Below are 16,577 nucleotides of genomic sequence, written 5' to 3' on the forward strand. Positions count from 1 at the left end.
CACTCTCAACACACCTTTCTATTATTTCTGTAATAACAGATTATTTTATAAAATGATTATATTTTACCGGGACTAAAAATGCAATACATGGACGTTAATTGTCCCTATAATAAATAAAAAAAGACCCTCCTTCTCGAGAGCCATGCGAAAGTCCGATTTTTTACAATTGAAAAAACGTGAAAGAAAAACGAGCCTGTGGAATTACTTCTAAGGCTTGTTGCATGCGGGTTCTCGCCCCTTGGCTTTTAGGTTTAGTCGGCATTCATCAATTTTGCCATGTATGCAATAGGCCCAAGTATTCCAATATGTGCGATGATAACAAAAGTCACAAGAATATACGAATCCAATTTATGGTTCCCAATTGCAGGAAAAATAATAAGCAACGGGAACGCGATCAACGGGATGAGAACTATCTTTAGCATAATGGATTTAAAAGACATCTTAGCTTCCACTCCTATATGTCGGGCTGCATCCGCTACAGCCCTTGGTCATGGTTTGTTAACGGTTTGTTAACCTTTCCCCTTGTCCTTTGTTTACGGTGTTTTACCCGAAACGTGAGCACCAAACCGTTTTCGAATTAGGACAACTGCCAATAGCAGAAGGGGGATCCCGGCTGAAAAAATAGGAAAAATGGTCTTCAGGGCTAATTTCCCTTCTTTTAGGTGTTCTGGAAAATTGCTGGCAATCGTTATCGAAGAGAAAATGATAAGCATTCCAATGGGCAATACGAGTTTTTGGTACTTCTGAACCCCGAATAAATCCGCTGATCCAATCACCGCAACATAAAAAAAGATCGCGATCTTAAAAAAATCAGTAATAATCAAGGTGAATACCACAATCGCGTCCATTCGCTGAATAAAATCGGCTATATTCACTTTGCTGATCGTGGTCAGCAAGGGAAAGGTAGACCGGCTGGTAATATCAACGCCCAGGACAGCGATCTCAACGGCAATGGTTAAGCTTAAAACCGCACCGCTGTAGACCATAGCTGCCAGTCCTGTCTTCATAGCCAGGTTCAGTCTGTTTAAATAAGGCAAGATCATGGTAAAGCAAACCGCTTCACCGAATGGAAACATAATCGTTTGCGATAGGGCCGTGGATAAAACCGGATTCCAACCATGCCCAAGAACGGGCAGCAGATTCTTAACATTTAATATTCCGGAAGAGATCACAAGCACATTCCCCAGAGCGCCTAATCCAGTCAAAAAAATGAACAGGATCTCCCCCGTTCTTGCTATGACTTCAATGCCTTTTTGAATCACGTAAGCAACCGAAACGATGATCAAAACATTGATTACAAACAAAGGGGTACGGTCGTACCCGGAGGCGATCAGCAGGCTTCCCACATCGCGAAGGTCTCTAGCTCCCCCATAGATAAAAAAAACGACGTACAGCAAACCCAATGGCCATCCTATATACTTTCCGAGAATGGCCTGAATATAACTGGTCAAAGGCATTCCAGGATATTGGCGAAATAAATAATCATAGACCTTAAATAAAACGACTCCGCCAAGCAACCCAAGGAGAATAGCCAACCATGCATCCTGTTTGGCATCCATTCCTAAAGGAACCACCAGGGCCGTCCCCAATCCGAAAATTGCGAGCAAAGAAAACAGCTGTACTGAACTTATTTTCGCCTTTTCCACGGCAGATCTCATCATCTCCATTACACATTACTTTTATTTTTTTTCCTTTAGAAAGTATGGCTGCATCCGCATAGCTGTTCGGCGAATATAGGAGTCCACCTTGACCTCCATATGACTTTCGGCAAAAGAGCTGCCCCAGTCTTTCTTCATCTCTTCCCATTCCTTCGGGTACTCCCGGCTGACCGCTTCCCCGAAACCGAAAATATCGCTTTTTTCCTTCTTGGCTATTTCCAGCACCGCCATCACTTCTTTTTTGGTCTCCGCTGCCCATTCCTTTTCCAGCTTCTCAATTACTTCCGGGTCGCTGATATCAAGGGGGCATTCAATTTCATCTATATTTCCTTCTTCCCGTATCCTTATTTGGAATTTTGGTTTTCCATTCACAAATTCGGTTTTAATCTCAGTACGCGAACCCGTAAGCTCGATCGCAACACCATCTTTTTTCTCGTTGCAATCCAAACTCATGACTGTGCCCTTCATTTTATCTTTCAGCCTTATTAACCCGCGTGCTTCAGGTCCATCGACCCAGCGCATTAGCTTTCCCTCCTTGAAAAGACCAATTCCTCGGATTTCCAAAACAACCGGCAGCTTCGTTTCCTCAATGTTGGAGTATTTTCCCCCTGCATGAGGTTTCCCTGTCATTTTGACCCCACTGATAAGCGGCTCACTCCCCTCGCTTACCAGCCCTCTGACCACATCATCAATCTCGACACTCATTTCCTCGGACCATATTTTTTCCGAGAACTTTATCTTTCCATCTACAGCATTGGCAGGAAGTTTCTCCAATGGAGTGAGCGTACGGATAATCGACTCCGCTGACGTTCCTCTGGCCACAAGCACATGGGTAGTCAGGCGAGTCTCATGGGACCTGGTGAAAAAATCAAACAAGGGTTCAATCCCTTTTCTCGCCATGGGTTCGCCGATCACGATGATCCGAATATGCGAAAAGAATAACTGCCTTGGCAGTTTTTGGGATGCCTTGCGAATCGCTTCAAATAGGTTGCTTCCCGTTTCGGTATATACGGTTACCGGTGTTGCTTTTCCTGCCCCTCCTCCAGTTGCCCCAGTAGCTACCACAGCCGGATTGACGATTTGAAAAGACACGCGATACTCATTTTTCTGCGGGATCTGATCTACTCCTATGGCAATGACGATCGAAAGTTCCCCGAGCTCTCTGCGGTTCCAGCAGCCCGCCAGCAGAATCAGGACCAAGAACAGTGCGGTAAGGAGGAATGCTTTAGTTTTCATTCTGATCCCCTTTTGTCTGCTTCTTTTTTTCTGAGGGATAAAGCTCAACATCCCGCTTCATCCGGGTCGTTTTCTTTTGGCTGATCAGCCGCGGGCGAGCGAAGAGTGACCATAAAGGCAAGCGCAGCACCGCATCCTTCTGATCCGATGGAATCAATGGGGCGAAAGGAGCGAGATAAGGGATGCCGAAAGAACGCAGACTGGCTAAGTGAGCAATGAGCATGATCATCCCCAGCGTGAGTCCGAAAAAGCCGAAGGCCCCCGCTAAAATCATAAATAGAAATCGGAGCAAGCGTGCGGCAATCGCCAGACTGTAGGCCGGTGTGGTAAAACTGGCAATTCCCGTTGCTGCTACGACGATTACCATTGCGGCGGATACAATACCCGCCTGTACAGCTGCCTGGCCTATGATGAGAGCTCCTACGATCGAGACGGCTTGGCCTACCGCCCGCGGCATGCGAACTCCAGCCTCCCGCATGACCTCAAAGCTAGCCTCCATCAACATTGCCTCTATAAAGGCAGGAAAGGGAACCCCTTCCCGTTGCGCTGCCACACTGATAAGAAGCGGCGTAGGGATCATTTCCTGATGGAACGTAATGGCCGCGATGTAAATGGAAGGACCAATCAAGGCAACAATGAAAGACAGATACCTTAGCACCCGCACTACTATACTGATATCAAAACGCTGATAATAATCCTCGGCAGATTGAAAAAATTGGGCAAAAACCGTCGGTACAATCAGGACGAAGGGAGTTCCCGCCACCAAGATCGCGATTCGCCCCTCTACTAAATTGCCGGCTACCACATCAGGTCGTTCCGTATTGAAAACCGTAGGAAAAGGGGTAAAGGTTTGATCCTGAATCAGTTCTTCGATATAGCCAGATTCCAGGATCGAATCAATTTCGATATCATTCAATCTTTGCTTCACTTCCTGTACCAGCTGATCATTTACGATCCCCTTGATATACATAATCCCGATATCCGTTTTTGTAACCTTGCCGATTTTCATGGTTTCCAGCCATAGATTCGGGCTTTGAATCCGGCGACGAACAAGAGAGATGTTCGTGCCCAAAGATTCGCTAAAACCGTCCTTGGGACCGCGTATCACCAATTCACTTGTCGGTTCCGTAACCGAACGGGATTCCCCTCCCCTTGTATTCCCGCTAATCGCCTTCGCCCAACCGTCAATTAAGATCACCGTATCTCCCGATAAAACCGATTGCATCAGCTGGTTCCAGTCCTGGATGACTTTGACTTCCCCTATAGTCAAGGCATTATGTTTAATGAAGTGAAAAACATTTTTATCCGTTGCCATTTTCTCGAAAGATTCCCCAACAGAATCGACCATGAGGGAGTGCAGGATGAAATCGCTGACCATTTTCTTATCAGCCAGACCGTCCATATAAATGGCCGCTACCCGAATCTTGGGGTTACCCCCCGCCTCAAATTCGCGGGCCACGATATCCGGGCTATTTCCGAGATCCTTTTTGATATTATGCAGGTTCGTTTTTAGATCGTGATAAAGAGAGGATTTTTCTATATCAACTTTTTCAAATGGAAATTCTGCTTTTTTACTATGACTTGCTTGGTCCTTTTTCTTTCGAAACCGCTTCCAGAATCCATTCATAAGATTTTCCTCATGCCTAAATTTTAGGTTAATTATTCACCATTTAAATTGACATTATACGGCAATTCTTACCTCTCTGGTTTAAAACGATGATCCGATGGGCCAAAATAAAAAACGCAACCCCATTTTTAAGCAGCAGGTTCATGGACAAAAAAATCCATTCATTCTGCACTACCTTTTAAAACGAGGGATCATTCACATGAAAACAATGGCCATTTTCCTTCTCCTATTCCTACTGATCGCGTCTTTCAACGTATTCATGGATCTGCTATTGGGGATTCCATTCCACCGAGCGCTGCATAATCTCAGGAATCCGTTTTGGGTCAAAACCGGTCCAGAAATATCCTTTACCTTTATCTTAATCTTGATATGGATAGCGCCAACCGTCTATTACCATATTGCAGAAAAAAAGAAATGAAAAACAAATGAAAAGTCATAGTTCATTCCTCCTACAAAACGGCATTATGTATAATTAGAATCCAAAGTAAGCACCCTCAAATCAAAAAAACAGGGGAAATTCCCCCTGTTTCATATGGCATTTTAGAATGATCCTTTCAAAACGGTTGCTCTTCCCTAGTATCCTAAAATACTTAAATCACGTAATTTTTAAGCAACTTTCCCTTACGACGATTTCATGCGGAAGAATCCTCATCTCTTTGGAATGATTCTCTTTTTCCTGGATTTGATGAATCAGCATTTGCGCGGACTGAATCCCCATTTCTACGATCGGTTGGCGCACAGTGGTCAGCCCCGGCCGGTAGGCTTCCGCGATCGGAATATCGTCGAATCCCATGATGGAAACATCTTCGGGTACGCGGATTCCCATTTCTTCAGCTGCCTTGATGGCTCCAATGGCGATCGTGTCACTGGCGCAACAAACGGCTGTAGGAATTTCCTTCATGCTAAACAGTTTTTTTCCTTTCATATATCCTGAAGAGATGTCCGTTTCCGCTTCAAGGAACCACTTCTCTTGAAATTCGAGAGAATTGTCCTCCAAAGCTTTCCGGAACCCGGCATACCGTTGATAAATCTCAGAATCAACCTTGGTAAGAATAGAGCCAAGCATCCCGATTTTTCTATGCCCCAGATCGATCAAATATTGAGTGGCATCATAAAAGGCTTGAAAATTATCAATATTAATGCAGGAAAATTGACTTTTTTGAGGATCCGCATAACTTTTAAAGACAACAGGAATCGGGTTGTTCTCAAAAAAATGAAGATGCTCTTCTTTCGGCGAGGAAGTGAAAATGATGACTCCATCTACATACTGGTCTTTTAACAGGTTCAAATAATAAAGCTCTCTTTGCGTTTCCCCGTTCGTACTGCACAGCAGCGGAGTATATTTTTGTTTAAAACATTCTTGCTCAATGGCGCTGACTAAAACCGAGAAAAACATATTCGAAATATCGGATATCAATACACCGATCAACCGGCTTTCCTTCATCACCAGGCTGCGGGCAACCGGATTTGGATTAAAACCCAGTTCCTCCACCGCTCTCAACACTTTGTCTTTGACCTGAGGGCTGACCGGTTTGCTTTGATTCAGCACTCTCGATACCGTTGCGATTGATACATTGGCTCTTTTGGCCACATCTTTGATTGTAATATTCATCTCCATCATCCTATAGCATCATTAATTATCTGTTTCTATTTTACTCTTTAATGTGACTGGAAGTAAGTCCAGTTCGATAGTGAATGCCATACCGCCTAGACTTTTCTGCTTTTGCCCGAAATGATAATACATACAGCTCCTAACAAAGACAAAAATGCCGCGAAACGGTACATCATGCTTCCATTGAAAGCCTCCATCATCCACCCCCCCAAGAGACTTCCCAAAATCCCGGACACGCCTCCAAAGACCGAGGCAAACAATCCTTGTCCCGTAGCGCTCAGCCTTTCCGGCACCAGCTGGGCCAAATATCGCAGACAGGTTGAGAAAAAGATAGCGAAAGTGATAGCATGAAAGGTTTGAAACAAGAGTAAGACTCCTGGTGATGAGACAAGGGAATACAAAAACCACCGCAAGGAGTAGAGAAGAGTAGACACCAGGAGAAGGACCTTCGGCTGATAGTTTTCCAGTTTACTGCTGAAAAATAAAAATACAATCGTCTCCGCTCCTGCTGACAGCATCCAGGCCGCGCCCACCATCTGGTTTGAAGCCCCAAGCTGGCTTAAATAAATGCCCAGCCAATTATCGTTTAAACGATGAGGAATCGCCACAATCATGACGAGCAGCAAAAATTTTAGAAAAGGGCCGTTCTTGAGCAAGATTTGAATATCCCTTATTTCCATTTTATTTCGGTTGGTGTTGGATATCTCTTCTGTTCTCCGGCTGAATACGATGATGAGAATCATGAAGGCTATGTATAAGATGGCCATGCTCGACAAGCCGATCACGGAAAGAATCGCTCCTATTCCTACCGCGGATAGACTGAACCCAATGGAACCCCACGCTCGAATGGAACCGTAATTCACGCCATGCGTCATGGCCATATGGACATTCAGACTCTCAGTTAAAGGGCCAATGGATGTCATGAAAAACATGAAGAAAGCCATGAAGAAAAAGATGACATAGAAGCTCTTCCCCCAAAATACACCCAACCACAACAAGGAAGTACATATGGTTAATAATAGGACCGTCCGTTTAATCGATCCGGTTCGATCGGCTACAATTCCCCAAAAAGGCTGACCGACAATGGAAATGAAGGGACCAATCGCTAGGATGAACCCAATTTCGTTTGCCCGAAGACCGATTTCTTTAAAATATAGAGGCAAATAGGTTACAATAATGGCCAAGCTAGCAAAGAAAAAGAAATTTTGCCCTTTCAGGAAGAGAATGGAGTTTGCCTTAGGCATTCGCTCCATACTCCATCTGATCTGCTCCGCTAATCTCATGGGAACCAACCTCCGAGTCTATAACCTAAGAAAAAAAAGGCTAAAGCAATCTCCCTGCTTTTAGCCTTTTGTTGACCTTTTTCATTCCTATCTCGTTCCAATGGTTTCAAGCGGCTTGGCATTCCCGAACACTAATTCCGGGCCATTCACTGGCGCTGCCCAACGAACCGCATTGGAAATGACTTTTTCAATTTGGGGATGGTAATAGGTAGGGTAGGTTTCATGTCCGGGACGGAAGTAGAATACCTTGCCTCTGCCCCGCGTATAGGTGCAGCCGCTCCTAAATACCTCTCCTCCCTCAAACCAGCTGACGAAAACCAATTCATCCGGTTCCGGGATGTCAAAGAATTCCCCATACATTTCTTCCTTCTCCAATTCAATGAACTGCCCGATGCCCTCCACGATCGGATGAGCCGGGTTGACTACCCACAAGCGTTCCTTCTCGTCTGCTTCACGCCACTTCAGGTCGCAAGTGGTGCCCATCAATTTCTTGAAAATTTTTGAGAAATGTCCGGAATGAAGCACAATCAGTCCCATGCCCTCTAATACGCGACGCTGTACCCGCTCGACGATCTCGTCCCGCACTTCGCCATGGGCTTTATGTCCCCACCAGATCAGTACATCGGTATCGTTCAACACGTCCTCCGTTAATCCATGTTCAGGCTCATCAAGTGTTGCCGTCTTTACTTGGTACCCTTCTTCCCGCAAAGGGTTGGCAATCGCCTGATGAATGCCGACCGGATACACGCTTCTTACCGCTTCACTGGTTTGCTCATGACGGTTTTCATTCCATACTGTAACTTTAACAGCTTTTGACATTTTATTCTACCCCCTAGAAATATACTGCTTCGCCCGTACTGGCGGACTTGTAAATCGCTTCAAGAATCTCGGTGACGACTAATGCCTCTTCCGGTTTCACGACCGGATCAGTATCATTCAAAATGCATTCGATCCACAGTCTCGCCTCAAGCTCCGCTGCACTTTCGGTTTCTCCGTTATAAAAATCAACGCCTTTGGCATCCAGATCGATGCGATTCGTGTATAGCTTACTGAAGTTTTCGCCGTTGATGCGAAGGCCGTCCAGCATATCCGCACCGCCTTCGGTACCGCACAGGGTACATTTGGCTTCTCCGGTCTGAAGCATGTTTAACGCCCAGCTGGATTCGAGAACGATGGTGGCTCCGTTTTGCATCGTAATATAGCCGAATGCTGAATCCTCCACTTTAAATTTCTCAGGATCCCAGGATCCCCAAGCGTTGGCCGCCTCCTTCTTCTTTCCGAGCTTATGGAAAGTGCTTCCTAAGACGGCTTTAGGCTTGTAATTATTCATCATCCACAGAGTTAAATCTAAAGCGTGAGTCCCGATATCAATCAAAGGGCCGCCGCCTTGCTTTTCTTCATCGAGAAACACTCCCCAGGTCGGTACGGCACGCCTGCGGATCGCATGGGACTTCGCAAAATAGATGTCCCCCAGGTCTCCTCGCTCACAGAGCTTATGCAAATACTGGCTGTCTGAACGAAAGCGGTTTTGATAGCCGATCGTTAATTTCTTGCTTGACCTCTTGGCCGCCTCTACCATGCGGCGAGCGTCTTCAGCTGTCTTCGCCATCGGCTTCTCGCACATCACATGTTTATCTGCTTCCAAAGCGGCCACCGTAATATCGGCGTGGGAATCGTTCGGCGTACAAACATGGACAACATCGATTGTCTGATCTTTCAGCAGTTCCCGATAATCCACATAAACCTTGGCATCCTCCGTACCAAACTTAACCGCTGCCTCATGGGCCCGTTGCTCCTCCACATCACAGAAGGCAACCATCTCCACCTGTGACAGTTTGGCTAAACTAGGCAGATGCTTGCCATTGGCAATCCCGCCGCATCCGATGATTCCTACTCTTACTTTCTTTGTCATTTTTGTTCCTCCTCTTTTGGGTTTTATCTAAGCCCACCAAATTTCTTTGACTCTATCCCGGATCAATAAACCTTTGAGGTTTTTGACGGCCTTTTCAAAGCCTTCTTCGATGGACATCAAGCTGTCCTCATGCTCAATGGAAATCGCACCTTCATAGCCCACCATTTGCAGGGTACTGATGATCTTTCTCCAAGCCTCCTCGCCATGACCATAGCCTACGGTCCGGAAAATCCAGGAGCGGTTTAGTTCATCCCGATAGGATTTCGTATCCAATACTCCGTTCAAAGCGACATTGCGGTCATCAAAAGCGGTGTCCTTCGCATGGAAATGATAAAGTGCCCCCGCTTTGCCCAATTCCTTGATGCATTCATTCGGATCCATCTGCTGCCAATATAAGTGGCTCGGATCAAAGTTCACGCCAATGTTATCTCCGGCTTCGCGCCGCAGCCGAAGAGCCGTTTCCGTGTTATAGACGACAAATCCCGGATGCGGTTCAATGGCAACGCGTACTCCGTGAGCTTTCATGAACGCGGACATTTCGCGCCAGTAAGGAATGACCTTCTCTTTCCACTGCCACTCCAGCACGTCCACATGCTCCGGTGGCCATGCGCAAGTCACCCAAACCGGATTTTGGGAATACTCCGATTCACCCGGACAGCCGGAAAAGGCAATCACCGTTTCCACCCCGAGCTTTTCCGCCAATAAAACGGCATTGACAAAATCATGATGGAATTGCTGAGCGACCAGCTTATTCGGATGCAGCGGGTTCCCATGGCAAGACAAGGCACTGATTTCCAACCCTCTTGACTCAATTGCCTTCCTGAATGCCGCTAACTTGTGCACATCGGCTAACAATGCCGCTGCATCCGCGTGCTTTTTCCCCGGGTAACCCCCTACACCGATTTCTACCGTATCTAAACCTTGGGATTGGATGTAATCCAAGGCTTGCTCTAACTCCTTATCACCGAACAATACTGTAAAAATCCCTAACTTCATGAATTCTCACTCCTATACTCTACTTATTTCGCTATCGCCGATTCCGCGGTCGCAATCAGGACTTCACGACCTTTCTGACTCGATTCATAAATGGCATCCAAAATCTTGTTGATCATCATCCCCTGCTCAGGAGAAGTGATCGGCTGTTCACCGGTTCTTACGCAATGAAGGAAATGCCGCCACATTTCTGTTCGGGCTTCCTTATCATCAAATCTCACCTGCGGATGGATATCTTCCAGGATCGCAAACTTTTCCGTATAAATAGAGACTCCTTTTTCATTTTCCAAAGAAGCTCCCCCTTTGGTCCCGATCAGATTAAGGAAAACCTTTTCCTTTTCGATGTTGGCTGCCCAACTTACATCCAGGGTTAACGTCGCTCCATTTTCCAACCGAATAAACGCCGTGGCCAAATCCTCCACATCATAGATGCCCTGCGGATTGGCAATACCCCAGACGCGGGAGCCTGCTTGGCCGTTATTCCCAAATTTCGTATACGTGGATCCGACTACTGAAACCGGTTGGGGATTCCCCATGGTATAAAGGACCAAATCGAGCATGTGAACCCCGATATCGATCAGCGGCCCTCCGCCGGATTGGGCCATCGTCGTAAACCACCCGCCCCAGCCGGGAATTCCCACTCTTCTCATCCAGCCGCACTTGGCATGATAGATTTCTCCGAATTCTCCTGCCTCCGCATAAGCCTTAAGATATTGAACATCTCGGCGAAAGCGGTTATTCAGAGCCAGCATCAGCGTTTTTCCTGTCTCTTGCTGGATCCGGACCATTCGTTCGGCTTCGCTTGCATTGACCGCCATGGGCTTTTCGCATAACACGTGCTTGCCCGCCTTCATCGCATCAATGGCGACTTGCGCATGGAGAAAATTCGGTACGGTAATCAGCACCGCATCTACTTCTTTTAACTGAAGGAGATCCCTATAGTCTTCAAAAGCATGCTCCGCTTGACATTCTTCAGCCAGCTTCTTTGCCGCTTCATATGCCACATCCGCGACCGCCGTCACTCGAATTTCATCCGTTAATTTACTCAAAGCCTGAAAATGGGCCGTTCGGGTAATCCCGCCCGCACCGATCAGGCCGATATTGATTTTAGACATGCTCGTATCCTCCAAAATTTTGTAAATATTATCCTTTTACGGCTCCTGACGTTAAACCGGATATGATCCGACGCTGGAAGATCAAAACCAGGATGATCAAAGGAACCGTCACCACAACGGATGCGGCGGATATATCTCCCCAAGGGAGTTCGTGCTGGCCGGGGAACATCGCAATTCCAACCGGAACCGTCCGCATTTCATCGGTGGTCATGAACGATAAAGCAAACAGAAATTCATTCCATGAGTGAATAAACACCAGGATGGCCGTCGTAAAAATCCCCGGTGTCGCCAAAGGCAGGATAATCCGGAAGAACGCCCCCAGCTTCGAGCATCCATCCATCGCAGCCGATTCTTCCAATTCCTTCGGGATCTCACGGAAAAAGCCGGTTAAAATCCAAATCGTCAACGGCAGACCAAACGTGGTATACGGCAATATCAACCCGGCATACGTATTCAGCAGCTTAAGATCCTTGAGAAGGATAAAAATCGGACTCAAAATCGCAATGGCGGGAAACATCGAAACAGCCAGCACTAAGCTAAGAATGAGTTTTTTAAAACGGAATTGCAGCCTAGCCAATGCGTAGGCGCAAAACGATCCGATAGCGATGCAATAAAGGGTCGTTAACGTAGAGATGATAAAGCTGTTTTTCAAATAAGTTAAAAACGGACGTTCCGTGAACACAGCCACATAGCTGCTGAAATCAAAGCTGGGCCACCAGGTAGGGGGCATCAGGTACAGCTCTTCGGGGGATTTCAAGGATGTAATGAGCTGCCAAAAGAACGGGAACATCGTGACCAAAACGAACAATCCGACCCCCAGGTAAAATCCGCCCCACCTTGCTGTAACGGCTAAGTAATTCTTCATGATTCCACCCCTATTCCCCGTCTACTTTAACGCCGAGAATTTTAATATAGAAGAAACTGATCAGCATGACGAACAAGAACGTGACGACTGCGATTGCCGAACCGGTTCCGAAATCCAAGTAACGCATCATGGTCGTGTGGGCATACATGGACAAGCTTTCTGTACTGTTGCCCGGGCCGCCCCCGGTCATGACCACAATCACGTCGAATACGCGGAAAGCGTCCAGCGTCCGGAATAATAACGCTACTAGAATCGCTGGTTTCAGCAAAGGCAAGGTGATTTTAAAGAAACGCTGGATAGCACCTGCTCCGTCCACCTTGGCCGCTTCATACAACTCATTAGGGATAACCTGCAAACCGGCTAACAGGAGCAATGCCATAAACGGCGTCGTCTTCCAAACATCCGTGATGATGACGGACCATAAAGCACTTTCCGGTGATCCGAGGAAGGTCGCATATTGATCGAGTATGCCCAGCTTGACGAGAATATCATTAACAACACCAAGCTGATCATTATACATAAACTTCCACATCATGGCCGATACGACCGTCGGAATCGCCCAGGGGATCAAGACGGTCGCTCTCACCAGCCCCCGTCCGAAAAAGGCGCGGTTGATTAAGAGGGCGATGGCTAATCCGATCAGGAATTCGAGCAAGACGGACCAAAAACTGAAATAAAACGTGTTATAAAGAGATTTATAGAAGCGTTCATCCTGGAGAAGGGACAGATAATTGCTTAAACCTACAAAGGGTTTGCCAAGGGCCGGCATGTTCAGCTTATAGGTATGCAAGCTCATCCATACCGCTTGGGCTACCGGATATAAGGCAAATCCGAAAATAATGACAAGCGATGGAATAACCATGATGTAACCGAGATTTTTTTCCACAAACTCACTCAGCTTAAAGGTCCTAGAAGGAGTACTCGCTTTAGGCGCAGCCTCAACTTTCGTATTCATCTACCAACATCTCCTTCCCTTAAAGGGACACTGGGCAAGCATCGATCTTCTCCTGATGTATGCCCAGTGCACTCATGATTAGGGTTTAACTAACTTGGAAAGCTCCTCTTGCATGTTCTTTACCGCTTCTTCAGCCTTGATTTCTCCTGTAATCGTTTTATGAATTTGAATTTGCATAACATCCGAGATTTGCGGATAGATTGGAGAAACCGGACGCGGCTTGGCATTTACAAACGCTCCGTAGAGCAATTCCAAGTGCGGGTTTTTGGCCAATACTTCCTGATCCTTATACGTTTCTTTTAATATCGGCTGACGTCCGCCCATCGCTAGAATCTTTTGGCCTTCTGGGCTGGTTACGAACTTGATAAACTTCACCGCAGCCTCTTTATTCTCATCACTAACGTTCTTATTCACCGCTAGGTTCCAGCCGCCCAAGGCAGCCGCAGGCGCTGTTCCGCTTGGTCCGACCGGCATGGGCACGATTCCCACTTTATCTTTCACCTTCGACCCTTCTTCTTGCGATTTGCCCCAGGCATAAGGCCAGTTGCGCATAAATACCACTTTTCCTTCCGTAAACAGGGTACGCGCGTCTTCTTCTACGTAAGTGGTTACGCCTTTAGGCACAAAGTCCGATTTGACCAAGTCTGTCATGTATTGGAGCGCTTCCACATTATTCTTGGAGTCAATCACGACTTCCCCTTTGTCATTCAGAACGTCACCGCCGTTCCCCCACATGTACTCCAGCGCACCGCAAACCAATCCTTCATACTGGTTCCCTTGAAATACAAAACCGTACTCGGTGCCTTCTTGGCCTTTCAGTTCCTTGGATAGCTTCACCAGTTCTTCAAAGGTTTTGGGAGGCTGGACACCGGCTTTCTCCAAAATGTCCTTGCGGTAGAATAAGACCCCTGCATCCGTATAGAAAGGGATACTATAAAGCTTGCCGTTATAGGTATTCCCTTCTACCGGACCCGGCAGGAATTTGTCCAATTCCTCTTGAGTGAAATAATCGTTCAAAGGCAATGTCCAGTCAGCGGCGCCAAATTCCGGCGGCCAGATGATATCGACGGCAAATACGTCAATGCTCGCATCACCCGTAGAAAGCTTGGTTACGTAATCATCATGCTGAGCATCCGTTTTAGCTGGCTGCTCTAGCTCTTTTACGGTAATGTTCGGATTCTTCTTTTGGAAGGCTTCAATTAATTGGGCCGGAACTCCGGTAGCATCTTTACCATGTGAGAACACAATCTCGATTTTCTCGGAATCGCCATTCCCTCCTTGGGAATTTCCTGTGGAACCGGATGAGTCCTTTGCTCCTCCGCATCCGACAAGCGTACCGGCTAATAATACGGAAGATAATACAGCGGATAAACTTTTTCTCAATTTCATCGTGAATCCCCCTTTACATTACCTTTAAGTATGAAGTCCAAGTTTGAAGTTTTTTTATCATTCCAAGGCTGAAATCCCCCTCCCGCCAAAACTTTGGACTGAATTTATAGGCATCGCTTAATGGCGATTGTCCTTGTGAATAAAGATGATTTTAGGTTGTTCTTGTTATGGGTAAACGTTTTCCTACTATCTTAAAAAAATAATACTTAATACAACTTTTAATAAGTAAGTGTTGGTAAATTGATTTGTCATGTAATATCTCCTCGTTGGGGTAAACGTTTTCCTGTTTACGTTTTCATTCTACGAAATTCCATCCCTATAGTCAACACTTTTGTTTAAAGAATTTAACCAATGTAATCAATTTAGTAAATTCAATCTCTTTGCTGTAAGCATTGTTGTATAGGGAAATTCCTGCCTTCCATACGTTCTGACGTCCATATCAAAGCATAGGTATACTTCCATACGGCGTTCATACATTTTTAATTCTTAAACGCAAACATAGAAACAATACCCATTATATATAATATCCATTAAATTCCAACAGATAAATAAACGTAAACGGAAATAAAAATGTACAAACGGTAATTTAACAGTCTGTTTTTTTGCTTAATTTGTCTGTTTTTCTGCTTTATCAATGACAGATTTTATTGCAATATATAGGTATTGTTGCGATTACACATATTTAATCTTATAACATACTAAAATATTTGTTTTCCTACTTATTTTTTGTTTTCGATTGTTTTTTGTAAATCATGTCAAAAGGAAGGTGTTTAAAATGAATAAACAAGAAATTGAACAAAAGATTGAGTTGTTAATTGAAAACTTAGTAAACTTGAATGACCCTGAAGGCAAATATGCGATTCCTCTTGCGGATGGACGCAAAATTGACAATAAAAGCTTTAATTATTGGGAATGGACATCCGGAGTCGGTCTTTATGGGATGATGAAATACTACAAGCTAACTAAGAAAGAAAAAGTATTAAATCTTATTATTAAATGGTTCGATAACCAATTAGCACAACCTCCTGTTGAGAAAAATGTGAATACAATGGTTCAAATGTTGACGCTATCATACTTATATGAAGAGACAAAAAATCCAACCTATTTGCCTTATATAGAAACATGGGGGGATTGGCTTTACCATGATATGACCAGAACAAAAGATGGCGGAATCCAACATATTGTATTCGGTTCAGAAAACTACGAACAATTGTGGGACGACACCTTAATGATGAGTGTTCTGCCGTTGGCTAAGATTGGTCTGTTACTAAACAAACCGGAATACATTGAGGAGGCTAAAAAGCAATTTTTAGTGCACATTAAATATTTATTTGACAAGAAAACTGGATTATGGTTCCACGGCTGGAATTTCGATGGCAACCACAACTTTGCAGAAGCATTATGGGGACGCGGAAACTCCTGGGTCACAATTGCCATTCCTGAATTTTTAGATTTAGTAAACCTACCAGCTAATGATGCTGTTTCTCAAATTCTAATGGATACGCTAGAAAGGCAATTGGAAGCGTTAGAAAAATGCCAGAATGAAAACGGTTTATGGCATACCTTGTTATTAGATCCCACATCCTATGTAGAAGCATCATGTACCGCAGGTTTCGCATTTGGAGCATTAAAAGCCGTTCGTAAACGTTATGTGGATAAAAAATATTTAAAAATGGGTTTGAATGCGGTACAAGCAGTTATTGAAAATATCAATGATAAAGGCGAACTGCAGAATGTATCTGCTGGAACAGCAATGGGAGAAACACTTGACTTTTATAAAGAAATTCCTGTTACTGTTATGCCTTATGGACAATCCATGGCTATTCTTTCATTAGTAGAATATTTGTATATCAAAATTTAATAGGCTTTTTAAATAGTTGAAAAAACAAAAGACGGAGTTCGTCCTTCAGGTATACAGGATCTTTACCCGAA

Annotated in this window: 15 protein-coding genes; 3 read left to right on the top strand and 12 right to left on the bottom strand. The window is 45.2% G+C overall.

The genetic code is table 11. The annotated features are described in order from the left end of the window. The first annotated feature begins 176 nt into the window (after nt 1–176). The gene (locus ABLT31_RS10965) at nt 177–419 is read left to right on the top strand and encodes a hypothetical protein (protein ID WP_367751553.1); all 243 of its coding nucleotides are present in this window, start codon (nt 177–179) and stop codon (nt 417–419) included. A 114-nt stretch (nt 420–533) separates the two neighbouring features. Here the strand turns inward: ABLT31_RS10965 and ABLT31_RS10970 are convergent, their stop codons facing one another. Genes ABLT31_RS10970 through ABLT31_RS10980 form a run of 3 tightly spaced genes read right to left on the bottom strand, consistent with a single transcriptional unit; the run spans nt 534 to nt 4,521 of the window. Then, nucleotides 534–1,661, bottom strand: a complete 1,128-nt coding sequence (locus ABLT31_RS10970; protein ID WP_367751554.1) for a GerAB/ArcD/ProY family transporter — start codon at nt 1,659–1,661, stop codon at nt 534–536. Between the two features lie 18 nt (nt 1,662–1,679). Beyond that, complete coding sequence (locus ABLT31_RS10975; RefSeq protein ID WP_367751555.1) at nt 1,680–2,894, bottom strand: Ger(x)C family spore germination protein; 1,215 nt, start codon at nt 2,892–2,894, stop codon at nt 1,680–1,682. Next, nucleotides 2,884–4,521: a spore germination protein gene (locus tag ABLT31_RS10980; RefSeq protein ID WP_367751556.1), complete on the bottom strand. Its 1,638-nt coding sequence runs from the start codon at nt 4,519–4,521 to the stop codon at nt 2,884–2,886. The genes ABLT31_RS10975 and ABLT31_RS10980 overlap by 11 nt, the downstream gene beginning before the upstream one ends. Nucleotides 4,522–4,618: 97 nt before the next feature. Here ABLT31_RS10980 and ABLT31_RS10985 point away from each other — a divergent pair, with 97 nt between their 5' ends. After that, a complete protein-coding gene (locus ABLT31_RS10985; RefSeq protein WP_367751557.1) occupies nt 4,619–4,939 on the top strand; it encodes a hypothetical protein in 321 nt (106 codons plus the stop codon). Nucleotides 4,940–5,116: 177 nt separating this feature from the next. Here the strand turns inward: ABLT31_RS10985 and ABLT31_RS10990 are convergent, their stop codons facing one another. The 9 genes from ABLT31_RS10990 to ABLT31_RS11030 form a co-directional block, all read right to left on the bottom strand. Further along, nucleotides 5,117–6,133: a LacI family DNA-binding transcriptional regulator gene (locus ABLT31_RS10990; RefSeq protein ID WP_367751558.1), complete on the bottom strand. Its 1,017-nt coding sequence runs from the start codon at nt 6,131–6,133 to the stop codon at nt 5,117–5,119. 95 nt (nt 6,134–6,228) lie between these two features. Next, nucleotides 6,229–7,416: an MFS transporter gene (locus ABLT31_RS10995; RefSeq protein ID WP_367751559.1), complete on the bottom strand. Its 1,188-nt coding sequence runs from the start codon at nt 7,414–7,416 to the stop codon at nt 6,229–6,231. 87 nt (nt 7,417–7,503) lie between these two features. Then, nucleotides 7,504–8,235 (bottom strand): ThuA domain-containing protein, encoded by a 732-nt coding sequence (locus ABLT31_RS11000; RefSeq protein ID WP_367751560.1) that lies wholly within the window; start codon nt 8,233–8,235, stop codon nt 7,504–7,506. A gap of 13 nt (nt 8,236–8,248) precedes the next feature. Next, entirely contained in the window at nt 8,249–9,328 is a 1,080-nt protein-coding gene (locus tag ABLT31_RS11005; protein ID WP_367751561.1) for a Gfo/Idh/MocA family protein, read from the bottom strand. Between the two features lie 27 nt (nt 9,329–9,355). Then, a complete protein-coding gene (locus ABLT31_RS11010) occupies nt 9,356–10,324 on the bottom strand; it encodes a sugar phosphate isomerase/epimerase family protein (protein ID WP_367751562.1) in 969 nt (322 codons plus the stop codon). 23 nt (nt 10,325–10,347) lie between these two features. Then, nucleotides 10,348–11,436, bottom strand: a complete 1,089-nt coding sequence (locus ABLT31_RS11015) for a Gfo/Idh/MocA family protein (protein WP_367751563.1) — start codon at nt 11,434–11,436, stop codon at nt 10,348–10,350. Nucleotides 11,437–11,464: 28 nt separating this feature from the next. Beyond that, nucleotides 11,465–12,301 (bottom strand): carbohydrate ABC transporter permease, encoded by an 837-nt coding sequence (locus ABLT31_RS11020; protein WP_367751564.1) that lies wholly within the window; start codon nt 12,299–12,301, stop codon nt 11,465–11,467. 10 nt (nt 12,302–12,311) lie between these two features. Then, on the bottom strand, nt 12,312–13,256 hold the full coding sequence (locus ABLT31_RS11025; RefSeq protein ID WP_367751565.1) for a carbohydrate ABC transporter permease: 945 nt from the start codon (nt 13,254–13,256) through the stop codon (nt 12,312–12,314). 78 nt (nt 13,257–13,334) lie between these two features. After that, on the bottom strand, nt 13,335–14,645 hold the full coding sequence (locus ABLT31_RS11030; RefSeq protein ID WP_367751566.1) for an ABC transporter substrate-binding protein: 1,311 nt from the start codon (nt 14,643–14,645) through the stop codon (nt 13,335–13,337). Nucleotides 14,646–15,420: 775 nt separating this feature from the next. On the opposite strand from ABLT31_RS11030, the gene bglB reads away from it, so the two are divergent. Continuing rightward, entirely contained in the window at nt 15,421–16,506 is a 1,086-nt protein-coding gene (gene bglB / locus ABLT31_RS11035) for a beta-galactosidase BglB (protein ID WP_367751567.1), read from the top strand. Nucleotides 16,507–16,577 lie beyond the last annotated feature (71 nt).

The organism is Ammoniphilus soli (assembly GCF_040813775.1).